Origin of the sequence: Silvibacterium dinghuense (genome assembly GCF_004123295.1) — a bacterium.
GTDB classification, from domain to species: domain Bacteria; phylum Acidobacteriota; class Terriglobia; order Terriglobales; family Acidobacteriaceae; genus Silvibacterium; species Silvibacterium dinghuense.
The window spans coordinates 1,254,398-1,276,595 of record NZ_SDMK01000001.1 but is presented as its reverse complement, the minus strand read 5'-3'; the positions used below and the strand labels follow the sequence as shown (position 1 = coordinate 1,276,595).

General features: G+C 61.5%; 17 protein-coding genes. 9 read left to right on the top strand and 8 right to left on the bottom strand.

Translation table 11 applies throughout. From position 1 onward, the window contains the following. The first annotated feature begins 117 nt into the window (after positions 1-117). Entirely contained in the window at positions 118-741 is a 624-nt protein-coding gene (gene hslV / locus ESZ00_RS05020) for an ATP-dependent protease subunit HslV (protein ID WP_129207055.1), read from the top strand. 41 nt (positions 742-782) lie between these two features. Further along, positions 783-2,366 (top strand): ATP-dependent protease ATPase subunit HslU, encoded by a 1,584-nt coding sequence (gene hslU / locus ESZ00_RS05015; protein WP_129207054.1) that lies wholly within the window; start codon positions 783-785, stop codon positions 2,364-2,366. Between the two features lie 296 nt (positions 2,367-2,662). Here the strand turns inward: hslU and ESZ00_RS05010 are convergent, their stop codons facing one another. Further along, positions 2,663-4,795, bottom strand: a complete 2,133-nt coding sequence (locus ESZ00_RS05010) for an alpha-L-rhamnosidase-related protein (protein WP_164981352.1) — start codon at positions 4,793-4,795, stop codon at positions 2,663-2,665. A gap of 211 nt (positions 4,796-5,006) precedes the next feature. Then, positions 5,007-5,534 carry a hypothetical protein gene (locus tag ESZ00_RS05005; protein WP_129207052.1) on the bottom strand — a complete coding sequence of 176 codons (528 nt, stop codon included), beginning with the start codon at positions 5,532-5,534 and terminating at the stop codon, positions 5,007-5,009. A 322-nt stretch (positions 5,535-5,856) separates the two neighbouring features. On the opposite strand from ESZ00_RS05005, the gene ESZ00_RS05000 reads away from it, so the two are divergent. Continuing rightward, entirely contained in the window at positions 5,857-7,089 is a 1,233-nt protein-coding gene (locus tag ESZ00_RS05000; RefSeq protein ID WP_164981351.1) for a metallophosphoesterase family protein, read from the top strand. 153 nt (positions 7,090-7,242) lie between these two features. Continuing rightward, positions 7,243-7,473, top strand: coding sequence for a hypothetical protein (locus ESZ00_RS04995; protein WP_129207050.1), 231 nt, complete (start codon positions 7,243-7,245; stop codon positions 7,471-7,473). Between the two features lie 16 nt (positions 7,474-7,489). Here ESZ00_RS04995 and ESZ00_RS04990 read toward each other — a convergent pair whose 3' ends face one another. The 3 genes from ESZ00_RS04990 to murC all read right to left on the bottom strand — a co-directional run bounded on the left by ESZ00_RS04990 (position 7,490) and on the right by murC (position 10,015). After that, the gene (locus ESZ00_RS04990; protein WP_129207049.1) at positions 7,490-7,918 is read right to left on the bottom strand and encodes an ArsR/SmtB family transcription factor; all 429 of its coding nucleotides are present in this window, start codon (positions 7,916-7,918) and stop codon (positions 7,490-7,492) included. Then, the gene (locus ESZ00_RS04985; RefSeq protein ID WP_129207048.1) at positions 7,899-8,366 is read right to left on the bottom strand and encodes an SRPBCC family protein; all 468 of its coding nucleotides are present in this window, start codon (positions 8,364-8,366) and stop codon (positions 7,899-7,901) included. The genes ESZ00_RS04990 and ESZ00_RS04985 overlap by 20 nt, the downstream gene beginning before the upstream one ends. 278 nt (positions 8,367-8,644) lie before the next feature. After that, the gene (murC, locus tag ESZ00_RS04980) at positions 8,645-10,015 is read right to left on the bottom strand and encodes a UDP-N-acetylmuramate--L-alanine ligase (RefSeq protein WP_129207047.1); all 1,371 of its coding nucleotides are present in this window, start codon (positions 10,013-10,015) and stop codon (positions 8,645-8,647) included. Positions 10,016-10,469: 454 nt separating this feature from the next. On the opposite strand from murC, the gene ESZ00_RS04975 reads away from it, so the two are divergent. Both ESZ00_RS04975 and ESZ00_RS04970 read left to right on the top strand, forming a co-directional pair. Then, a complete protein-coding gene (locus ESZ00_RS04975) occupies positions 10,470-11,918 on the top strand; it encodes a carboxylesterase/lipase family protein (protein ID WP_164981350.1) in 1,449 nt (482 codons plus the stop codon). Positions 11,919-12,198: 280 nt separating this feature from the next. After that, the gene (locus ESZ00_RS04970; protein WP_129207045.1) at positions 12,199-12,510 is read left to right on the top strand and encodes a YXWGXW repeat-containing protein; all 312 of its coding nucleotides are present in this window, start codon (positions 12,199-12,201) and stop codon (positions 12,508-12,510) included. 204 nt (positions 12,511-12,714) lie between these two features. Here the strand turns inward: ESZ00_RS04970 and ESZ00_RS04965 are convergent, their stop codons facing one another. Next, positions 12,715-14,004 carry a histidine-type phosphatase gene (locus ESZ00_RS04965; protein ID WP_129207044.1) on the bottom strand — a complete coding sequence of 430 codons (1,290 nt, stop codon included), beginning with the start codon at positions 14,002-14,004 and terminating at the stop codon, positions 12,715-12,717. A gap of 97 nt (positions 14,005-14,101) precedes the next feature. Continuing rightward, entirely contained in the window at positions 14,102-17,194 is a 3,093-nt protein-coding gene (locus ESZ00_RS04960; RefSeq protein ID WP_129207043.1) for a TonB-dependent receptor, read from the bottom strand. A 151-nt stretch (positions 17,195-17,345) separates the two neighbouring features. Between ESZ00_RS04960 and ESZ00_RS04955 the strand changes: the two genes are divergently transcribed. The 3 genes from ESZ00_RS04955 (at position 17,346) to ESZ00_RS04945 (ending at position 19,849) form a co-directional block, all read left to right on the top strand. Then, a complete protein-coding gene (locus tag ESZ00_RS04955) occupies positions 17,346-18,023 on the top strand; it encodes a response regulator transcription factor (RefSeq protein ID WP_164981349.1) in 678 nt (225 codons plus the stop codon). Beyond that, positions 18,020-19,402 (top strand): sensor histidine kinase, encoded by a 1,383-nt coding sequence (locus tag ESZ00_RS04950; RefSeq protein WP_129207041.1) that lies wholly within the window; start codon positions 18,020-18,022, stop codon positions 19,400-19,402. The genes ESZ00_RS04955 and ESZ00_RS04950 overlap by 4 nt, the downstream gene beginning before the upstream one ends. Before the next feature lie 69 nt (positions 19,403-19,471). Continuing rightward, positions 19,472-19,849 carry a group III truncated hemoglobin gene (locus ESZ00_RS04945; protein WP_129207040.1) on the top strand — a complete coding sequence of 126 codons (378 nt, stop codon included), beginning with the start codon at positions 19,472-19,474 and terminating at the stop codon, positions 19,847-19,849. Between the two features lie 47 nt (positions 19,850-19,896). On the opposite strand, the gene ESZ00_RS04940 is transcribed toward ESZ00_RS04945, so the two are convergent. Then, positions 19,897-22,185: an alpha,alpha-trehalose-phosphate synthase (UDP-forming) gene (locus ESZ00_RS04940; RefSeq protein WP_129207039.1), complete on the bottom strand. Its 2,289-nt coding sequence runs from the start codon at positions 22,183-22,185 to the stop codon at positions 19,897-19,899. Positions 22,186-22,198 lie beyond the last annotated feature (13 nt).

Genomic DNA, 22,198 nt, shown 5'->3' with positions numbered 1-22,198 from the left:
GCAAGATCGTTCTTATCCCCCATCTCGAAATACATGGGATGAGGGCACCCGAGTGTTTTTCTGAGCCCTGAGCTCTGAACCCTGACAACTCGACCAGGAGCTATACTTGTAAGGAGAATGCTGAAACCGAAGCTCCCGTCCGCCGCCGCGTCTGGCGGCAATTCTGTCTCCGCGCTCCCTCCTGCCGCCGAGGCCTCAAGCCGCCCTCGCATCCGCTCGACCACCGTTATCTGCGTCCGCCGCAACGGCAGCGTGGTGATGGCCGCCGATGGCCAGGTGACCATGGGCGATTCGGTCATCAAGCACTCAGCCAAGAAGATTCGCCGCCTCTACCAGGACAAGATTCTCGCCGGCTTTGCCGGTTCGACCGCCGACGCCTTCTCGCTCTTCAGCCGCTTTGAGTCGAAGCTCGAGCAGTATGCGGGCAACCTGGGCCGTGCTGCCGTCGAGCTGGCCAAGGACTGGCGCACGGACAAGAGCCTGCGTTCGCTCGAGGCTCTGCTGGTGGTGAGCGATCCGCATCAGACCTTCCTGCTGAGCGGGACAGGCGACGTCATCGAGCCGGACGAAGGCATCGCGGCCATCGGCAGCGGCGGCTCGTACGCGATCGCCGCTGCGCGCGCGCTGATGGAGAACACCGAGCTCTCCGCGCGGGAGATTGCCGAGAAGGCGATGAAAATCGCCGGGCAAATCTGTATCTACACCAATGACAAGATCACGATCGAAGAGCTGAAGGGTTAAGTAGAAACCTCGCTCGTCGAAACTGCCGGAGGCAGGAAACCATGGCCATTTATTTACCCGGAACCGCGGAAGACCAGGAGCTGGCGCTCGAAGAGCTGACCCCGCGCGAAATTGTTGCTGAACTTGATAAGTATGTCGTGGGCCAGAAGGCGGCCAAGCGCGCCGTGGCCATCGCGCTGCGCAACCGCTCGCGCAGGCAGAAGCTGCCGCCCGATATCGCCGACGAGATCATGCCGAAGAACATCATCATGATCGGGCCGACCGGCGTGGGCAAGACCGAGATTGCCCGCCGCCTCGCGAAACTGACCAACTCGCCGTTCCTCAAGGTGGAGGCCTCGAAGTTTACCGAGGTGGGCTACGTGGGCCGCGATGTCGAATCGATCGTCCGCGACCTGGTCGAGATTGCCATCGACATGGTGCGCGAGGAGAAGCTCGAAGAGGTCGAGGACAAGGCGGAGCTGAATGCCGAGGAGCGTCTGCTCGATCTGTTGTTGCCTCCGTCTTCGGTAAACGTGCCGACGGCCGCGGCGACTGCGAGTGCGACGGAGGAGAAGGAAGCAAGGGCCGAGGATGAGGTAAAGCCGGCAGCAGAAGCTCATCCGTTGACGACGCCCGATCATTCTCATGATTCTCACCACCGCACGCGCGAGAAGCTGCGGCAGCAGTTCCGCGAGGGCAAGCTTGACGACCGCATGGTCGATATCGACGTGCGCGAGAAGAGTGGGCCGTCCTTCGAGATCATCTCGAACCAGGGCGCCGAGGATATGGACATCAACCTCAAGGATGTTCTGCCCGGGCTCTTCGGTGGCCGCACCAAGAAGCGCAAGATGAAGGTGGTCGATGCCTTCGATTACCTTGTTCAGGAAGAAGAGGGCCGCCTGATTGATATGGATCAGGTGACGCGCACGGCTGTCGAGCGTGTGGAGAACTCGGGCATCGTTTTCCTCGACGAGATCGACAAGATCGCCGGACGCGAGGGCGGTCACGGTCCGGATGTCTCGCGTGAAGGTGTGCAGCGTGACATCCTGCCCATCGTCGAAGGCACCACGGTGAACACGCGCTACGGCATGGTGCGCACGGACTACATCCTGTTCATCGCTGCAGGTGCGTTCCATGTCTCGAAGCCGAGTGACCTGATCCCCGAGCTGCAGGGCCGCTTCCCCATCCGCGTGGAGTTGCAGTCGCTGACGGTGGAGGATTTCATCCGCATCCTCACTGAGCCGAAGTCGTCGCTGACCAAGCAGTACGCGGCCCTGCTCGACACGGAAGGACTGAAGCTCGAGTTCACGCGCGAGTCCCTGGAAGAGATGGCGCAGTTTGCTTTCCGGGTGAATGAGACAACGGAGAATATCGGCGCGCGCCGTCTGCACACCATCATGGAACGCGTGCTTGATGAGATCAGCTTCGTCGCGCCGGATATCGTGAAGGCTGCGGTGAAGGATGGCGAAAATGGTCTGCAGCTGGCTGCAGCCACGGATTTCGGCGCGACCGTGCCGCTGCCGATAAGCGAGCGCGAGAATGGCTCAGGTGCGAAAGAGAAGGTCGTGGTGATCGATCCGGAATACGTGCGCCAGATGGTGGCCGACGTGGTGAAGGATCAGGATCTCTCGAAGTACATTTTGTAGCTTTTAGCCGCTAGCTACTAGCTTTTAACTAACTCCAGAAGCGACACCCCGCGTTTCGATTCCGAAACGCGGGGTGTCGCTTTTATGAGCCTCAATAAGCGTACGAAGCGGGTGCCCCCACATCTCGTGCTGTTCGAGATGTGGGTTTGCAGGTAGCTGGAATCGGTCGAGAAGCTCAGAACCTTCCCACCCAAGCGAAGCTTGGATGGGGCACCCAATTTTGTGCGGCTGCGCGCAAATCGCAGGTCCCTCCACTTCGGTCGGGATGACACTGCGAGGACGACGCGCTGTAAGTGCTACGGCAACCGATCGAGCATCACTGCGCGCAGCCGTGCCGTGTTGATCTTTCCATCCATGTTGGTGTCCTCCGGCTCGAATTTCAGCGCGGCGGTGTGATGCCCCGGGGCAAGTGTAAGCGCCTGCCCGCTCGAGCGTCCGTAGTTGTCCCACTCGTCCTTGCCGCGCTGCGGCATCACGATCGGGCCGATGCGCTTTCCATCGATATAGAGCGTGCGGATGGCGCACTTGCTGTTGTTCTCGATGGAGTCGTTGCCGTTGGCATATTCGACCGTAAGGTAGAACTTGCCAGAGTGGTCCACGTCGAAGCCCACCTCTGTGTCGGGCATGATGTCCTGCCTCGTTTCTACGTAGCCCGCCTCGCCGCCGATCCTTACCGTCTGGGAGGGTGCCGGATTCACCGGCGCGCTCAGGAACGACGGAATGCTGGTGCTGCCGATAGCCTCAATCTGATAATCGGCGCGCGTGTCGGACGGATCGAGCTTGAGCGTTGTGCCGGAAAGCTTCTGCCATGGTTGGCCGTTGCGATAGACCTGGTAATGATCGACGCCGTCGGCGGATGTCCAGTGCAGTTCGGAGCCGGAGAGTTCGAGCTTCGGCGTCTCCGGAGTTATCGCGTCTTCGACCAGGTTCATGCGTTGCGAAGTCGCGCCCTTGTCGTCGAGCTCAAGGACGAGCGTGTGTGCGCCTTTCAGTCCTGCAGGGATGAAGGGGAGCGACGGCTTGCCATCGAGCGTCGCATGTTTCACATGTGCACCATTGCCCTTGATCTCGATGGAAAGGACAGCTTCGCGATAGTGAAAGCCGGTCAGCGAGCGATGCTGTCCCCAACCCTCGGGAAGCACTGGGCTGAAGCGCAAGCCGTCCGTCTCCATGCGCATGCCGAAGAGCACGCGATAGGTCATGGCCAGGTTGCCAGCCACGCTCCATAGCTGGCGATCGGAACTGATTGCGGTGCCGTACGGCGTGCCGGTCTCGAGGACGAAGTTTTCCTTGTTGGTGAGGAAGAGTGCACCGGCACGATAGATGACGGCGAGCCCCTGCGCAACGGCTGCTTCGTCTTTGTGATCGGCGGCGGCCATGCTCCACAGCGCCTGCACGAACGGCCACACCGAGCGGTTGTGGTAGGGTCGCATGTCAGGAATTTGCGGGTACACGGTCGGAATGCCGTAATCCATGACCGGAACGGAAGCGAGCAGCGCTTTCTGTCGTTCTGCGGGCGCGAGTCCGGTCAGAATGGCAAGGGCCTGACCAAGCGCGTCCGAACGTGGCGACAGATTCTGCCAGACGGGACCATAGAGATACTCTCCGTAGAAACCCCTCTCCGGTATCCAGAATTTTGCGTTGATAGCCTGCTGCAGGTGGTCGGCCTTCTGTTCCCACAAGGTGCCTGGAAGGTTCTGCTCCTTCGCCATCGCGGCAAGCACGCGGTAGACGCCGTAGAAGACAGCATTTGTGCTCAGACTCTTCGACTCGTAGATATCGACCGGCTGCATCCAGCGGGGATGCGTCTGGTCGCGCCAGTCGAGAAACGATGTCTCACCGCGCACCAGCCCATCGTGGGGATCGACCGCGACCGCTTCGTCATCGGTGATGGAGTTGCGGATAATGCTGTAGCTCTCGGTGAGCCAGTTGCGGTCGCCAGTTGCAAGATAGATCTGCCACGCGGCCAGTGCCCAGCATTCTCTGTCGCTCGAGACCGGCCAGCTTCCGCCTGTGCCTGTGTCCTGCACGATACGATCCCGGCGAACCTTGGCCATCAGGCTTTTCTTTGCTGCCTCGGGATCGATCATCGCCAGCGAAAGAAAAATGCTGTAGCTGATGTCTCGCGTCCAGACCCCAGGCCAGTCCGCGCCGGCACTGAATGCGCCGTCCTCCCGTTTATCCTTCTCCAGCTCGTTTAAGGAAAGTGTGTAGAGGGCATTGGCGAGCGGCAGGTCAGACTCGAGTCTGGGAAAGCGATCGGAAGTAGTCTCGGGCGACCAGGTGCGCTCTCCGGCTGCATTCTCGGAGATCGGATAATTCGACTGGATGCCACCGTTTGCGGTTACCTGTGCCGTATAGGCGCCTTCCACGACGCGGTCCGCATAGATGTCGAATTTGTTCGAATGGTAGATCGGTGTTTGTCCCAAGAGAGAACCGCAACAGGTGAAGAGCAGACCGCAAGCGTAGACAGACCAGTGGGGGAAAGAGAGAGGCATGCGCTCAGGATACTGCTTGGCGCAGGGCGATTCGCCTTCGGCCTCCGCTCCCGTTGGTCGCGCGCAGGCAGAGAGGGGAAGCTTGTGCCCTGCGTCTCGTCCGATGGGAGATGCGGAGCATCTGTATTTGTGCTGCTCGCAGCTACATCAAATGGACCGGAGCCCCCAGGCGATCGAGCTCGCCGCGGACCTTTGTCAGCCCGTACATATAGGTTTCGAAGTCCTCGGCAAGACGGCCGAAGAAGGCAGCTTCATTCTGGTATTCGAAGAGATTGAACTGGGAGACGATGGAATAGCTCTCCTTGCCGATGCGCACCATGTCGAGCAGACCTGCGTCGCCGGTGAAGCGGGCCCGCTGTGCGGCCTCGGGAAACATACCGGTCGAGAAGAGCGCGAAGTCGCCGATGTGCTTGCGGACGCGGCGCTCGGCGTCGAAGGAGTCCGCCGTGCCGTGCACGGGGTCGGAGGCGGCGAGCATGCCGTTTACATCGCGGATCGGATGGCCTTCGGCGTCATGGATGGGATAGAGCTTGTCCGCAGCGCAGAATTCGGTAAGCAGATCGGCAACGTAGGATGTGACCTCGAGGTCGTGGATGCCGAGATGTTCGGAGTAGCATCCGGAGACGACCTGGTGAAAGAGCTGGCGAAGCGCGTGCTGCTCGGGAATCATGGCGCCCTCCCCTCCTGCCGGCGTGAAGCCGGCCTTTCAGGCTTGCCTTGCTGTCGCGGCGCTGCCTTTCTGGTGCAGATATCGGCAGACCGCGAAGGTTCTTTCATCGTGTTGTCACAAATCTACGGAAAATCCGTAGCAAGGCAAGTACCGAATCGGATTCAGGGGATAACTTTCTTAGCACTCACGCCCGGCTATTGCGAAAGCCCTGCTGCTTCGAGCGCAAAGCGGTTCACACAGCGTGCATCGAATAGGACTATGCTCCGCGTGCATGGCCCGGTTCAGCCGGTCAGCGCACGCACCATTCGATAAGAGGACCCCCATGAGTGAGAAGCCGCAGAAGCCCAAGACGCCGACACCTACCGCTGCAACCTCGCCGCAGCCGGTCTTTGCCCAGCCGCAGCCCTCTCCCGATCCCACCGGCTTTAAGACGCCGGTGACCGATCAGAGTGACAAGGAACTCGCCCAGATCCAGGCAGTGCCGCAGACGGTGGGCAATGCCGTCGAGCCGATCCTGACCCTGGCGCAGGTCTATGGAGACGCAGGGGCGGCCAAGGTGGCGGCCATCACGCAGGCCGGACAGATCGTCTTCCATTCGGTGGGGGACACGGGCAGCGTCAAGGGTCCGGAAACGCAGTCGCTGGTGGCCGACAAGATGGTCTCGGATTTCGACGAGGCGATTGCGGCCGATGTGCCGAGCTTCTTCTTTCACCTGGGCGATGTGGTCTATTACTTCGGCGAAGCCGCCTACTACTACGACCAGTTTTATGAGCCGTATCGCTCCTATCCGGCCCCGATCGTCGCCATCCCGGGCAATCACGACGGAGTGGTTTATACGGGTGACGGCGAGACCTCGCTGGAGGCTTTCCTGCGGAACTTCTGCTCGGCAACGCCGGTGGTCTCGCCGGATGCGGGCGGCCTGGTGCGAACGGCGCAGATCCAGCCCGGCGTGTACTTCACCTTCGACGCGCCTTTCGTGCGCATCCTGGGGCTTTACAGCAATGTTCTGGAAGATCCGGGCGTGATCTCGGACCAGGGCGGCACTTATACGACGCTCGATCAGCGGCAGGTGGAGTTCCTGACCACGGCGCTCAAGCGGATTGTGTCGGAGAAGTACGCCGGAGCGGTCATCATTGCCGTGCACCATCCGCCATATACCGGGGGATCGATCCACGGCGGCAGCCCGAACATGCTGGCCGATATCGACAGCGCCTGCACGGCGGCGGGCTTCTGGCCGCATGCGGTTTTCTCCGGGCACGCGCACAACTATCAGCGTTACACGCGGACGGTCAACGGCGGCAGCACGCCCTACGTGGTCGCCGGATGCGGCGGCCATGCGCCGCTCTCCACCATGCGCGGGACCTACCGCACGCCGTACAAGATCGACGACACGCTGACGCTCGAGAGCTACGACGATACCGACTATGGTTACCTACGTGTTGTGGTAACCAGCGAAGAGATGACGATCGAGTTTCATCCTGAGGCGGACGGAGCCGTGACCAAGACGCCGGATGACACCATCACCATCAATCTGGCCACGAGGGTATTGAGTTAAAAGAACTTCAAAAAGGAGCGTTACTGCGTTCTCGCGAATGTAGTAACGCTTACGGGTAACCAAATTCCACGGAAGTGGTATATGCTGCTCGCAAAGAATGCAGGATTCTGGATAGGACAGCGAACGGGCTGAATCCAGATTGGAGACAAAAACATGTTTCAGATCATTTTGGCTCTCATCTTCGTCGGCATGATCCTTACCCCGGCCCTCGTGGCCGCTCGCAGCGGAAAGAAAGAAATGGATGCCGAAGTCGAGGCTCCCGCTGAGGATCTCCCCACTGTGACTGCTCGTGTCGCGCAGCGAACGGATGCCCGCAACGCCGATCTGTCTTCTGCGGCAGGCACGCTTCCGCTGCATCGCACCCTCGGCCTTTCCGGCCGCTAAGCGACCTCCAAGTTTCCTACTGACGTCCCGGGCTTCGGCCCGGGTCTTTTTTTGTGTGGGGAGTCTGAAGAGGAGGCACGTCGGACTCGACGAGTTCCTGGAGACGGACGAGGGCGGCATCCCACTGCGTGGAGACACGCTGGAGGTAGGCCTGCAGGGTCATCAGCGGCGCAGGTTCGAGCGAGAAGAGGCTTTCCCGGCCGCGGCGGGTGCAGCGCACCATCTTCGCACGCTGGAGCACCCGGAGATGCTTGCTGATGGCCTGACGGGTCTGGGGCAGGCCATCGGCAAGATCGGTAATGGAGCGCGGCTCGCCGCAGACGAGGCGGTCGAGGAGCGCGAGACGCGTCTCGTCCCCGAGGGCGGCAAAGAGCGTGGCGGGCGCGATGAGGCGGCGAGCCGTGCCGGCTCCGGAGGCAGATCGATCAGGGGTGCGCGGCGACATATGCCTCGATGTTCTTGATTTGCTGGCTCCAGCCGTTGTTGTTGCGCAGGAAAGCCTCGGCTCTGCGGTGTGCGGGGACGTTCTCGAAGCCGGATTCGGTGACGGTGAGCCGCGTGCCGGTAGTGCTCGGCTCGAGGCGGAACTCAACCAGCGTAGGTATTTCTTCGGAGTAGTCCACGCTGGGATCGAGGGCATAAGGATGCCAGGTGAAGGAGAAGTAGCTCTCGGGCAGGATCTCCTGAACGACGGCTGTCCAGCGCAGGTGTTCATAGCCGGGCCAGGTCATAAGGCCGGTGGATGTCTCGCCGGGCACGAAGGGCGCGTCAAGCTTGACGCGGAACCAGGTGCCGAACTGCTCGTGATCGGTGAGCGCCTGCCAGACGCGGGACTGCGGAGCGCGAAGCTCGATGGTTTTTTCAATGCGGTCGGAAGTGACGCTATTCGTCATGGGCAACCTCTGGGTTGCATATTAGCCTCGGCCTGCTGAAATACGCAACCAGAATGTTGCATGTTTCCAGCGGTCATTCGCGTAACTTGGCACTTATGGCGCGAATCCTGGTGCGAACCAGGGATGCCTGCAGAGGCACGGAACCCTCTGTGCTCTCTGTGTCCTCTATGGTGAGTTTTGTCGAATGTGGATTACTTCGAGATGTTTCGGAGACCCACCCAGGACCAAGTTCGTCATGGGTGGGGCACCCGGCTTACGCTCTCTCCTAAGCCCTGAGCCTAAGCCTTTTCTTTGAGCCTTTCGAGCACCTGCGGCGCGATAGCCGAGACATTGCCTGCGCCGAGGGTGAGGATCACGTCGCCGGCCTGAGCGCGTGCGACGACACGCTCGACGGCCTCTTGCGCGGAGCCGGCGTATTCCACGCCTTCGCGTCCGATGGCCTTGACCAGAGACGCAGCGGTCACGCCGGGGATGGGCTCTTCACTTGCGGCGTAGATGTCGAGCATCTCGACGGTCGTGGCGTCATCGAAGGAGGCGACGAACTCGTCGAGCAGGTCGCGGGTGCGCGTGTAGCGATGCGGCTGGAAGATGACGTGCACGTGGCGATAGCCGCAGTCGCGTGCGGCGCGCAGGGTGGCGCGGATTTCAGTGGGATGATGGCCGTAGTCGTCGACGACGGCGATATCGTGCACGCAGCCTTTGACCTGGAAGCGGCGGTCGACGCCGCGGAAGTTGGCCAGGCCCTGGGCAATGGCTTCGGGCGCAACCTCGAGCTGCGTGGCGATAGCAATGGCTGCGGTGGCATTGAGCACGTTGTGCTGGCCGGGGACATGCAGCTCGAATGGCCCGAGGACTCCACCGGTGGTGGCGACCTCAAAGCGCGAACACACGCCTTCGGTGGCGGCGAGCATGCGCACCACAAAGTCCGCGCGCGCCGAGGTGCCATAGGTGAAGACGCGGCGGCGGACGCGGGGCAGCACCGACGCGAGCAGTGGGTTGTCGAGGCAGGCCACGCAGGCGCCGTAAAAGGGCACCTTGTCCATGAACTCGACAAAGGCGCTCTCGACGTCGGCCATATCGCGGTAGCAGTCCATGTGCTCGCGGTCGAGATTGGTGACCACGGCGAGGATGGGCGAGAGCTTGAGGAAGGAGCGGTCGCTCTCGTCGGCTTCGGCAACGAGGTATTGCGACTTGCCCAGGCGGGCATTCGAGCCGAGCGCATCGACGCGGCCCCCGACGACGACGGTCGGATCGAGCTCTCCGGCGGCGAGCACGGTGGCGATCATCGAGGTGGTGGTCGTCTTGCCATGCATGCCGGCCACGGCGATGCCGTACTTGAGGCGCATGAGCTCGGCGAGCATTTCGGCGCGGGCGATGACGGGAATTTTGCGCGCGCGGGCCTCGATGACCTCGGGATTGCGCTCGTTCACGGCAGAGCTGGTGACGATGACCGTCGAGCCGACGACGTTGGCCGCGGCATGCCCCTCGAAGATGGTGGCGCCAAGCGCGGCCAGCCGCTCGGTGATGGGCGTGCGGCGAAGGTCGGAGCCGGAGACGGGATAGCCGAGGTTCAGCAGAATTTCGGCGATGCCGCTCATGCCGATCCCGCCAATGCCAATGAAGTGTACGCGCTGTGCTTTTGCAAACATGATTCGCTTTTTAGGTTATCAGCGGGACTGGCCGTCCCGGCGACTGCTCGCTTCGCTCGCGCTTGTTCTGCTGCGAGGAGTCTCAACGCTCCCGCGGGTCGCGATCCGAGGTGTTGCAGCCGGGTATTCCACGTTTCGAAGTGGAGACGTGGGATTTTTGTCGGGGCGTCTCCACCATCAGGATGGATACGGCTACCCGGGCCCAGTGCCGCGACCAGCGGGAGCGGGTGCCGAAGGCGCAAGGCCTGGACGGCCAGTCCCGCCCTGCGCGCAGCAGTGGTAGAGTGGCTGGCGATGAAAAAGCTCTGGTGCTCATGGCTGATGTTGCTGGTGTGCGGCATGCAGCTAGTTGCGCGGACGAGCGCCCTGCTCGCGCAACAGGAGCAGCTGGGCTTTCCGAAGACCATCGTTCATGTCACGCAGGGAGAGCTGGCCGGCGAGCTCGCCGAGGCGTATGCCCCGGTCCTGGTCTTCAAGGGGATTCCTTACGCAGTACGGGCCGGCGTGTGCGCAGGAAGGCTTTTCCAGCCGCACGGCGCGCAGCCAGATGAGCGAGGACTGCCTGACGCTCAATGTATGGACGCCATCGCTCAAGCCCGCAATTCCGGCGCCGGTGATGGTCTATCTCCACGGCGGGGGCTTTGTGCATGGCACGGCAAGTGGATCGCCGCTGAGCGGCATGGCGCTGGCGCGTCGCGGAGCCGTCGTGGTTACGCTGAACTACCGGCTGGGCGTCTTCGGATTCCTCGCGCATCCGGACCTCACGCGGGAGTCGCCGCAGCACGCCTCGGGCAATTACGGCTTAATGGACCAGGTCGCAGCGCTGCGCTGGGTGCGCGAGAATATCGCCACGTTTGGCGGCGATGCGCGCAATATCACGGTGTTCGGCGAAAGCGCAGGCGCAACCAGCATCGGTTATCTGCTTGTTTCGCCGCTGGCTGCCGGTGATGCGCATACACCGCGGGCCTTCGACAAGGCCATCCTCGAGAGCCCATCGTCGCTGTTCACGCCGGACCCGGAACTGCATGCGCCGTATCGAGGTCTTACCGGCATGGAGAGTGTTGGCGTTGCCATCGCGCCGACCATTGCCGAACTGCGCAGGCTCTCGACTGAGGCAGTGCTTGCACGCGCCGCAGAGGCAACGGCAAAGCTCTTCGGCACGGGCGGCAGTGGACAGGCGCGGCTGAGGCCTGAGGGCCATGCGCAGTCGCCGCAGGGGATCGATCATCCGTGGTGGCCGTTTGTGGATGGCTGGGTGGTGCCGGAGCAGCATGCGCGGCTCTATGCCGAGGGCCATGGGTTGCGTGTGCCGGTGATGGTGGGAACAAATACGGATGAGGCTTCGGTGTTTATCCGTGCGCTGCCCGCGCACACCCCGGTGGAGTGGTCGCAATATGTAGAGCGCACCTACACGCCGTGTGGACGCGAGCTTTTGGCGCTCTATCCGGCAACGACGGCGGAGCAGATACCCGAGTCCGCCAATCATCTGGTCACCGACGCACTGTTTCTCTATGGCGCCTTCGAAACGGCGCGTGCCGAGCACGCCTATCTCTATCGTTTTGCGCGTGTGAGTCCGGAAAACGCGAAGACGAAAACGGGCGCGCGGCATTCGGCCGAGCTCGACTATGTGTTTGGGCTGACGCATACGCATCCGGAGGAGTACGAAGCTGCGGATCACCGGCTCTCCGACCGGATGATGACGGCGTGGCTGCACTTTGCGCGTACCGGCGATCCGCGTCTGATGGAGAGCTCGCTGTGGCAGCGCATCGGCTCAAACGGCGAGACGCCCTACATGGAATTCTCGGATACGGACACGGTGCGCGATCTTCCCGATACCACCTTCCGTGTTTTCGAGAAGCTGTGGCCTGCGAGCGGCAAACCTGCTGCCTGCGCTGGTCGCTGAGCATCCTGGATCGCGACCATCGGGAGCTGAGGCCGAAGGCGGGTCGCCCTGTGCGCAGCAGCCGAAGGCGGATCGCCTGGACGGCCAGTCCCTGTGCGCAACAGCAATGCACGTGGCCCTGTGAAGGTTGCGTGGATCGAGAAAAATAAATCTCCGCAACAATCTGCGCGACCTGCTGTTTACCTGTTCAGAGCAACGGGGATCAGGCAGAAAGAGGCTCTCCGGAAAAGAGCGCGGCAACTTCGAGAGCAGTTCGGAGACCGGCTCGAAAGGAGCTCCAATGAAAGGCATCCTTCGTACTCTTGCATTGACTGGAATCATCGCCGCGGCGGGCGCGGCAGCAGCGCAGGCGCAGGTCGCCTTTGCGGTGCGCGTAGGACCTCCGGCTCCTCCTGTCGTCTACAGCAATTACGTGCCGCCGTGCCCGGGTGTGGATTATGTGTGGACGCCGGGCTACTACGCGGGCGCGGTATGGGTGCCGGGACAGTGGATGCATCACGAGCACTATGTTGTGCGCGATTACGGCTATGGCCCGCGTTATGACCGCGGCTACCACGTGGATTATCGCGGCTGGGACCATGGGCGCCGCTAGATCATTTTTCCTGAAGTTGTCAGGGATGACGAGACTGCTCATGCCGTTTTCTATCAATGAAAACGGCATGGCACGACCGCTTACCGGAACGCAGTATCAGGAAAAATATCTTATGGTGTGAGCTCATGAGCCGCGACCGGGCGGGTTTCCCCAACTTCGCCCTGGCCGAACACCCGGACGCTCCCCGCGTCCGGGTGTTTTCATTTATCGGGTGCTTTGCGCCTGTTGCATGCGCTCTTTGAGCAGCACTTCGAAGCTGCCTAGCTCGCAAGCTCCATCCGCAGCGCTGCAGCCTGGGATGAAGACCGGCACGCGCGGTGCCGGATTCGTAAGGCTGAGCGGCGCTGCATTGCGCATCTGCTCGAGGGTCTGCGCGGTGAAGAAGAGCTGCACGGTACGCCGTCCCGAGGCATCCTGCCTTAGCTCGAGCTCCAGCGCCGAGCCGGGCGGCGTATCGTCCCGCCGGTCATCGAGGATCCAGTCAAGGTGAAGCGCGCCGGCGATGGCAGAGAGATTCGTATCATGCCCCACCAGCAGGAGCATCTTGTCTCCAACGCGGCCCTCTGCATCGTTCACGGGCTTTCCTGTGGCGGCCTGAGCCAGCGAGGCTGCGATTACGCGCAACAGCGACGAAGAGAGTGGCCCGGCGACTGCCGGGGTGCGCAGGGCGAACTCGGACGAGGCGGTATGCAGGTCCATGAGTGAGCGCAGACGTGTGCCATCGATGCATCCCCAGCCGACCTGTTTCATGTCCATGCCTTCGGTGTATGCGAGCAGCAGATTTTCGGTGAGTGTCGCGGCCACACTGAGCGGCCCTTTCACTTCGGCAAGATGATCGTCAGTCCCGGTTGAGATAGTCGATGGAATGTCGAAGAGCGAAGTGCGGCTGTGGCCGGGCTCCGCATCGCCGCAGGAGGCGAGCAGGGAATCGAATTCGGCCAGCGGTGCATGGTAGGCGGCAACGATGGCAGCCGGATCGCCGCCAATGCGGCCCAGAATTGCTGCTGCTGCAAGCTCTGCCTGCGCAGGCGGAATGTTCGCAGGATGAAAGAGCGGATCGTGCGTGCCTTCGGCTTTCGCCTGCACAGGCACGCTGCATCCGGGAAAGAGTCCTTCGGCGAGCGCTCGTCCGGTCTCGCGGGTGCGCTGGTCGGAGTCGGCGTGGATGGTGATGCGGGTTGCATCGGCGCAATCCTGCGCGGAGAAAAGCCCTTCACTGCTGAATAGCTCGCGATCGTAGCTGCCGAAGATCTTCATCAGCGCGAAGCCGTGTGGCGTCAGCTCACCCGGTGCCGTGGTCCATGCAGGCCATGCGGCCTTCGAGTAGCGATCGTATTGCGTGCTCTTTCCGGTGGGGCTGCGCACGCCATGCCGGCTCACGATGAGGGTGTAGATCAGTTTTGAATTGTCTGCGGGAGCGTGTGCCTGTGGCGAGGCCGGGGAGAGAACGAGAAGCGGGAAGAGCGCGGCCAGTAGTTGGGTTCGGATGGGCATGGAAGCGTTTTGTTTCCTTATAAAGTACCGAGGCACTGGCCACGCGGTAGAGACGAAGTGGTTTCCATCTCCACCGCGCAGTCAGGATGAGTGGACGTTAGCGGGCGGGCGAGAAGGTGTAGCGCAGGCCGCCGCTGTACGTCGGTTTATAGAACTCGCGCTGGTTGATGAACGCCTTGCTGCCGGTGTAGTAGCCGAAGACCTCGTTGTTCAGGTTGAGTCCGTTCACGACGGCGCGCAGACCCTTCCACACGCGATAGCTGGCCTGTGCGTCGACCTGGAAGTGCGTTAGCGTCCAGATGTCGCCGGACGGTCCCTTGGGGCCGAGGCCGCTGGGATCGGAACCGGAGACATAAGTCGGCGAGATGTACTGGTACTGGAAGAGGCTGGCGCCGTCATAAGCCAGGCCGGCGCGCGCGGAGAAGCGCTTCGTGTCGTACGTGGGGCTGATGCGCCAGGAATTCGGCGACTGGTCGATGGTGGAAGGGCTGTCGCTGCGCAGTGGCAGACCCTTTTCCTGCGAGCCGGTGTAGGTGTAGTTGGCAGTCAGGCCGAGCCCGCTCAGGAAGCCGGGCAGATAGCTGAAATGCTGTTGGAAGTTCAGCTCGATGCCGTAGAGATAGGCATTCTTCCCATTGGTGTACTGCGTGATGGCGTCACCGGGATATTGCTCGATGACCTGCTGGATCGAGGTGGGGAAATAGCCCGCGGGAAACGAGGAGAGGCTGATGTTGCTGGGGATGGTGACTTCCACCTGTGGCGCGGTGAGCTGCTTGAAGAAGAAGCCGGCTTGTACCAGGCCGAGTGGGTGGAGATAGTCCTCGAAGAGCACATCGTAGTTGTTCGCGTGCTCGGTGCGCAGATTCGGATTGCCGATGAGCACGCTGATGGGGCTCGCCGTCGAATCTTCCGTGACGTAGGGAACAAGCTGGTAGGGATCGGGACGCGCGATGCCGCGCGAATATACGGCGCGGATATTGGCATCCTGCGTGAGCGCGTAACGGAACTGCGCGCTGGGCAGAAGATCCACGTAGCTCGGGTTGTTGTTCACGCCGGTGAAGGTGTAGCAGTTGCCGGGCGCGGGTGCGACAGGGGCCGTATTGCCGGAGCAGAGCTCTGACGAGCTTCCGCCGCTGTAGCTGCCGTCGCTGTAGGTTCCGTAGAAGTTGACGTTGTAGCCGAAGGTGAGATCGCGTGTGGCTTCGATGCGCAGGCCGGTGTTCACATGCAGGCGGCCGAAGTCGATCGAGTTCATCAGGTAGCCTGCAGTGATCTGCTCGACGGTGTGGAAGAGATTGGGATAGGTATCGGCCGCGGTCTTCTGCTTGTCGATATAGCCCTGGTAGTTGGCGAGCGTATACGCCTGCGTCTTGGTGAAGTCCGAGACCTGTCCGTAATGACCGCCGAAGTAGTGGCCGCCGTAGTAGTCCGTGTTGGTGAACTTATCGGCGAGGTCGGACATCAGCGGCGCGGTCGAGGGAAAGCTGTCATAGACGGTCTCGGTCGCATCCTGCGTCTGGTGTGCATTGGTGAATTTGAAGCCCGCCTCGAAGGTGCCGTTGTGATCCCACCAGCGATAACCGTGTGCCCAGGAAGTCTGCGCGGTGAGATTGAGCTGGGCGTTGATGCCGGTCGAGGTGGTGATGTCCTTGAACCGCCAGTTCGCGCCGTTCAGCAGCGGCGAGTTCGCAGAGTTATCGCAATTGCCGAAGTGCGGATGATTCGCGTCGTTCTGTGCCGAAGGAACATAGTTGCAGTAGAGCGTGCTGCCTATCCAGCTGAAGTCAGCCTTGGGGTTGCCGGCTGAGTCCTGCTCGTAGGAGCGCGAGGCGGAGATCTGGTAGAGCCACAGCGAATCGCTGTGCACCGTGCGTCCGCCCAGGATCAGCGTGCTTACCGCTGCATTCGGACGCTTGTTCGAGGTGTAGAACTTGGGGCTCGAGCTCTTGGTGGAGGCGGAGGGATAGACCGGATCGGCCGCGGTGCCGGAGATGGCGACCGAAACCGGCTCGTAGTACCACTTGTCTCCATAGTCCGCGAGGTCGGAGAAGAAGCCGTGAGCGTAGAGCGTGGTGCTGTCGGTTACCCGGAAATCGGCGCTGCCGTCGAAGCCGTAACGGGTGCGGTTGTAGCGGTATTCACGGATGGTGTTGTTGTCGTAGAACGGCGTGGAGAAGGTTGAGAGTGGATCGAGCGAGGGCTGGATGTTATCGATGCCGCGGCCGTTGTAATCCATCACGGCGTTGCCCAGCAGGCCGAATCGTTTGCTCGCGCCGAAGCGCTTTCCGGCAGTGCCGCCAAAGTCATAAGACCCGACACCGTTGAGGATAGGAGTGTAGCCGCCATCGCTGTAAGCATCGAAGGTGGGCCTCTCGCCGGCTTCCTTCGTGCGCAGGTTCACGGAGCCGCCAATGCCGTTGCCGTCCATGTTGGCCTGCAGCGTCTTGTTCATCTCGATGGAATCCACCATGTCCGAGGGGATGACATCGAGGCGGACCTGGCGAACGGTCGGTTCGGGAGCAGGAATGGTGATGCCGTCCACAGTCACGTTGGTGAGACGCGGCTCGGTGCCGCGCACCTGGATGTACACACCCTCGCCTTCGATGCGATAGAGCGTGACACCGGGCAGGCGGCCAATGGCGTCGGCGACGTTGGCATTGGGAAGGCTGCGGATAACTTCCGACGGCATCACTTCCTTGATGTTGTCGGCGGTGCGCGTCTCGTTGATGGCCTCGGCCTCGCCGTGCGGGCGGGAAGCGCTGACCAGAATCTGCTCGGCATGATTGGCTACGGTGAGCTGCAGCGAGAGTGTGCTGGTCTGGCTCGCGGTGACGGAAACGGGCGAGGTGAGCGGCGAGAAGCCGACGTAAGACACGGTGAGGGTGTAGCTGCCCGCAGGAATATCGGACAGGCGAAAGGTGCCCTGCGCATCCGTGACGCCTTTAATATGTGCCGGTAACAGTTCCAATTGCGCGCCGGGCACCGCGGCGCCCGCTGCATCCACTACCGTACCCTGCACGATGCCGCGGCTGACCTGTGCGACGGCCGGAGCGGCGGTCGCGCAAAGAAGAGTTGCTGTCGAGAGAGCCAGGCTGAGCGTAAGACTCCGGGCTCCGCGGCGCAGCGGATTCGTCTTCATGAACATATCCTCTTTCAGCCCGGAGCCATGCGTGTGTGGGGGATTACGCATGACTTTATCCGGGAAGTGAGTGCAGTGTGGCAAACGAACCTAAGGCCAACCTAAGGATCGGCAGCGGAAGCGGGGAAATTCACGGCACATTCATAAGCCGCCGCTAGGTTGAAAAGAAACAGCAAAATGCCGCAAGGCAGAAATCATGGTCATGAAGATTCTGATCGCAGAAGACAAACGCAATTTCGCCGTGCAGATCGGCCGGGCGCTCGAGGGGGAAGGACATTCGGTTACGTTGGCCGCCGATGGCAGCGAGGCGCTGCGCCTGGGTCGTTCGGCAGAGTTCGATCTGTTGTTGATCGATGTGATGATGCCGCGCATGGATGGCTTTGAAGTGGTGCGCCGTATCCGCGATCTGCGCCTGGAGACGCAGGCCATCATCCTCTCTGCGCGCGACTCCATGCAGGACATCGTCACCGGCCTCGATGCCGGTGCGGATGACTACCTCACCAAGCCCTTTGCGCTCGATGTGCTGCTGGCCAAAGTGCGTGCCACCGAGCGTCGCATTCCTGCGCGTGCGCCGCGCGAGCTGCGTTGTGAGGATCTTGTGCTGCGTCCCTGGATGTTCGAGCTGCAGCGCGGTGAGCGTGTCGCGGTGCTTACGCGCACCGAGTGCGCGCTGCTGGAAATCCTGCTGCGCCGCGCTCCGGCAGTGGTGCCGCATGGCGCGCTCATTGAAGAGGCATGGGGGCCGGGTTGCGATGTCAGCTTCGACAGTCTGTATGTCTTCATTCGCGCTCTGCGCGGCAAGATCACCCAGCCCGGTGAGCCCGAGCTGCTGCACACCGTTCGCGGTGTTGGCTACTGCCTGCGCGCTGAGGCCGGTTGAGGCGCGTTATCTCCATCTCTACGCGCCTCACCGTGTGGTTCGGTGTGATCTTTCTCGCCGGCTGGGTTCTCTTCGGCGCGGCCATGTGGCTGAACCTGCAGCGCAACCTCTCCGCGGAACGGCACCTCACGCTCAGCCGTCGCATCGATCGCCTGCAGGAGATGATGCGACGCAATGAGCGTGCCCCGGCCGCAAGCCGCGCCGGCGACTTCCGCGACTTTGCCACCGCCACGGGTGGCGGCCGCGCCGAAGTGTTTCGCGCAGATGGTTCTGTGCTCTGGCCATCGCCCTCTTCCACCGATTTCTCCTGGCCTCCGGTCGGCAATGTGAGCTCCGAGAGCTTTTTCTCGATCCACGCGGAGGGACAACCCTATCTGGTGATCGAGCGCTCTTTTCGCGATGAGGCATGGGGGCCATTGGTGCTGGTCGCCGCGGCGCCGCAGGCCGCGAATCTTGAACTGCTCGCCGAGTTCCGCCATGGCATGTTTACGCTGGCTCCGGTGCTGTTGCTGATCTCGATGGCCGGCGGCTACTGGATGAGCCGCCGCGCGCTCGGCCCGGTCGATCGCATCACGGTTGCCGTGCGTTCCATCGGCATTCGCAATCTCTCCGAGCGCCTGCCCGTGTCGCGCAGTGGTGACGAGCTCGAGCGCCTCGCTGAGACCTGCAATGACATGCTTGCGCGGCTGGAGGTTGCGGTCCTCAAGCTCAAGCAGTTTACTGCCGATGCTTCGCATGAGCTGCGTGGTCCGCTTTCGCTGACGCGCACCATCGCCGAGGTTGCCCTCCGCCAGCCGGATGTGGATGCTTCGAGCCGCGAGGCTCTTAACGCCATCATCGAGGAGTCGGCGAATGCTGCCGTGTTGCTCGAACAGATGCTCGAGCTGGCCCGTGCCGACAGCGAGCCTACGAGTCTTATTCTCGAGCCAGTGGATCTCGCCGAGATTGTTGCGGATGGCTGCGCCATGGCCACGACTCTTGGCGCACGAAAGAACATAGAGGTCAGCCTTGCGCTGGGTACGTCCCCCGCGCTCATGGTGCTTGGTCATGCTTCGAGCCTGCGCCGGCTGCTTTGGATTCTGCTCGACAACGCGCTCAAATACACACCGTCATTCGGCCATGTGCGCGTCTCGCTTGAGAACTCTGCAGGCCATGCGCTGCTGCGCGTAGAGGACAGTGGCATCGGTATCGCGCCTGGAGATGTACCGCGTATCTTCGACCGCTTCTATCGTGCCGATCCCTCACGCGCTCAGGTAGAGGGAAGCGGCCTGGGGCTTTCGATTGCCAAGTGGATCGCGGATACGCACCACGCGGAGATTCAGGTCTCCAGCCATGAAGGCCAGGGATCCCGGTTTACCGTGGTCTTCACTCTTGCATGACTCTCGTTGCCGAGAGGCATGACTCTCCGCAACGATGCGCTATTCTGTGTGAGATCGCGACGCACTGGCATGAGCACAGATATTTCTGAAGCCCGGATTGGCACCCTTGTAGATGCTTTCTACACAAAAGTCCGGCTTGATCCTGAGATCGGGCCTATCTTCCATGCGGTTGTCGACGATTGGCCCCACCATCTCGCTCTTCTGAAGGATTTTTGGTCTACCGTGCTGCTCACGACCGGGCGTTACAAGGGCGATCCCGCGATGCGTCACATGCAGCTCGGACTCGACGCACAACATTTCGAGCGCTGGCTTGCTCTCTTCGTTGAGACTGCCCGTGAGACCTTTTCCGCGGAAAGCGCGGAACTTATCATCGAAAAGGCCCGCCGCATCGGCCGCAATCTTCAGGAGGCCGCTGCCCATACAAGGGAAAAGCAGCGGCTTGTCTGATGGCTTAAAAGGCAATTGCGATGTCGAACAAAGCGCGGCCTGACCCCCTAAGAGGCACGCCGCGTGACATCGATGGTGGTCTTGAGTACCGTGTTGCGGCTTAGCCGCAGGTCGCACAGATCTCCGATCAGATTGCCCGCCCACCAGTAGATGTTGTGGTCGCTGACAGCGTTCCGCATTCTCTGCATGCGGTCTGCAATTTCGCTCACATCCATCTCCAGCGCCTGCGCAATGGCCTCTCCGGTGGCTTCCGTATCGTAAGGGTTCACAATGATGGCGTCGCGCAGTTCCCGCGAGGCGCCGGTGAAGAGGCTCAGGATCAGTACTCCCCGCAGATCGTCGCGAGTCGCGATGAACTCCTTGGACACCAGGTTCATGCCGTCGTGCAGCGACGTGACCATGCACAGGTGGGCGAGGCGATAGTAGCGCTCCACTTCCTTATGGCTGTGCTGGCGGCTGAGCAGAACAATGGGCTTCCAGCGGCCGCGTCCAAAGCGCTCGTTGATGCGGGCGGCCTCATTTTCCACATCGCGCTGGAAGTTGGCGTACTGAGGAATATTGCTCCGTGTCGGCGCGCCAATCTGAATGAAGGTGAATCGCCCCTGATAACGCGGATGCCGCTCGAGGAAGGACTCGACGGCGAGAAATCGCTCGACAATGCCCTTGGTGTAGTCGAGTCGATCGACCCCAACACCAAGGTAGGTCGTCTCGATCCCGAGCTCGGCAATGAGCTGGCTTCGCTCCTCGGCGGTATTGCTGTCGGTCTTGACTGTTCCCTGTTCGAGAAAGTCGACGCTGATCGGGAATGGCAGCACCGAGGACCAGTGGTTCTTGTGCCGGACCGAGAACCGCTCCCAGTCCACCTGCGCTTCGAGCACACGATCCACCGTGTTGAGGAAGTTGTTGCAGTGCGCCTGCACATGGAATCCGATGAGGTCCGCTCCGAGCAGGCCATCGAGCAGCTCCTGCTGCCAGGGGCAGATGCTGAACGATTCCGGGTTCGGCCACGGGATGTGCCAGAAGATGGCAACGCGCGCATGCGGCAGGCGTTCCTTGATCATGCGCGGCAGCAGGGCGAAGTGATAATCCTGTATCAGCACAACAGGAGCCTGCTCATCCGCAATCTGCTCGACAAGAGCATCGGCAAATCGCGCGTTCACCTCGTTGTAGTAGGACCAGTCCGAGGTGCGGAAGACCGGCCTTGTGTGCGCCATGTGGCAGAGCGGCCACAGTCCTTCGTTGGCGAATCCGTAGTAGTAGCCTTCTTCTTCTTCCTTGGTGAGCCACACGCGGCGCAGCGTGTACTTCGGGTCTTCGGGAGGCACCTGCAGGCAGTCGTGGCTGTCTACCACCTCTCTGTCTGCGTTGCCGCTCCCCTGCGCGATCCAGGTGCCGTTGCAGGCACAGAGAATCGGCTCGATCGCAGTGACAAGACCGCTCGCGGGGATCGTGACCTTGATTGCGCCATCCTGCCGGCTGTGAATGTAAGGCTCGCGATTGGAGACAACGAACAGATTGCTGCCTCCAAGCTTGTTGCGCACATGGTCGGCCAGTCGCTGCGCTGTCCATACGGATTCGTTCCTGTTGCGAAGAGACGCTTCGATCTCCGCAGCCGCGCGCGCCTGGCGCATGCTTTCAGCCAGGGGGGCAACCTCTTTTGCAAGCGAACTCAGGAAGTCCAGGTCTTTCGGAGACGGTGGCTGCGCATGGCGGTCGGTCCGAAGCCTTTTCATCCACTCGGCTGCACGTGCGATGGGGCCCACCAGGCTCCAGCGCACGATCAGCAGAGTGATGGCAACGATCACCAGCACCTGTAACGCGATGTGCGCAAAGGCCTGAATCCAGATATGGAAGACCTGCGCGCGGATATAGTCGGTGTCGTAGACCACAAGGATGCCCCCGGCCATATCTTCTGTGGCTGCAGGGATGGGTGCAGCTACGATATACAGCCGACGGAAGCCGGATCGCATGTAATTGGTTTCGGTGCTGTTGCGTGCGATCGCATCGCGGATGATCTGCGGTGTGGTGCGCGTGAGCGAACGAATGTTTCCGGTGTTCGCCAGAATGAAGCCGTTTCTGTCGTAGACCGTTGTCCCGATCAGGTGGTCGCGGCCGTCGAACCGGTGCAGCGTTGCGAGCAGTCCAGCAATGTCGCCACGCTGTAGATAAGGTTCCGGGATGACTGCCAGACTGTCGCTGAAAGTTTCGGCCTTCCTCTCAAGATCGAGACGAAGAGCGTCTTTCGTGGTCCTCACCTGGTACCAGGATGACACCACCGATACCAGTGTGACGCCGAATACCAGGGCGACAATCAAGCGTAAGCTAAGAATCCGCATCGTACCTCGTTCA

What these genes read in the sequence shown, in the direction of transcription:
- ESZ00_RS04990 (WP_129207049.1), bottom strand. Translation starts at nt 7,918, where the DNA reads ATGTCGCCGCGCACCCCTGATCGATCTGCCTCCGGAGCCGGCACGGCT.
- murC (WP_129207047.1), bottom strand. Translation starts at nt 10,015, where the DNA reads ATGTTTGCAAAAGCACAGCGCGTACACTTCATTGGCATTGGCGGGATC.
- hslV (WP_129207055.1), top strand. Translation starts at nt 118, where the DNA reads ATGCTGAAACCGAAGCTCCCGTCCGCCGCCGCGTCTGGCGGCAATTCT.
- ESZ00_RS04965 (WP_129207044.1), bottom strand. Translation starts at nt 14,004, where the DNA reads ATGCCCATCCGAACCCAACTACTGGCCGCGCTCTTCCCGCTTCTCGTT.
- ESZ00_RS04960 (WP_129207043.1), bottom strand. Translation starts at nt 17,194, where the DNA reads ATGCGTAATCCCCCACACACGCATGGCTCCGGGCTGAAAGAGGATATG.
- ESZ00_RS05000 (WP_164981351.1), top strand. Translation starts at nt 5,857, where the DNA reads ATGAGTGAGAAGCCGCAGAAGCCCAAGACGCCGACACCTACCGCTGCA.
- ESZ00_RS05005 (WP_129207052.1), bottom strand. Translation starts at nt 5,534, where the DNA reads ATGATTCCCGAGCAGCACGCGCTTCGCCAGCTCTTTCACCAGGTCGTC.
- ESZ00_RS04975 (WP_164981350.1), top strand. Translation starts at nt 10,470, where the DNA reads ATGCCCCGGTCCTGGTCTTCAAGGGGATTCCTTACGCAGTACGGGCCG.
- ESZ00_RS04985 (WP_129207048.1), bottom strand. Translation starts at nt 8,366, where the DNA reads ATGACGAATAGCGTCACTTCCGACCGCATTGAAAAAACCATCGAGCTT.
- ESZ00_RS04940 (WP_129207039.1), bottom strand. Translation starts at nt 22,185, where the DNA reads ATGCGGATTCTTAGCTTACGCTTGATTGTCGCCCTGGTATTCGGCGTC.
- ESZ00_RS04955 (WP_164981349.1), top strand. Translation starts at nt 17,346, where the DNA reads ATGAAGATTCTGATCGCAGAAGACAAACGCAATTTCGCCGTGCAGATC.
- ESZ00_RS04970 (WP_129207045.1), top strand. Translation starts at nt 12,199, where the DNA reads ATGAAAGGCATCCTTCGTACTCTTGCATTGACTGGAATCATCGCCGCG.
- hslU (WP_129207054.1), top strand. Translation starts at nt 783, where the DNA reads ATGGCCATTTATTTACCCGGAACCGCGGAAGACCAGGAGCTGGCGCTC.
- ESZ00_RS04945 (WP_129207040.1), top strand. Translation starts at nt 19,472, where the DNA reads ATGAGCACAGATATTTCTGAAGCCCGGATTGGCACCCTTGTAGATGCT.
- ESZ00_RS04995 (WP_129207050.1), top strand. Translation starts at nt 7,243, where the DNA reads ATGTTTCAGATCATTTTGGCTCTCATCTTCGTCGGCATGATCCTTACC.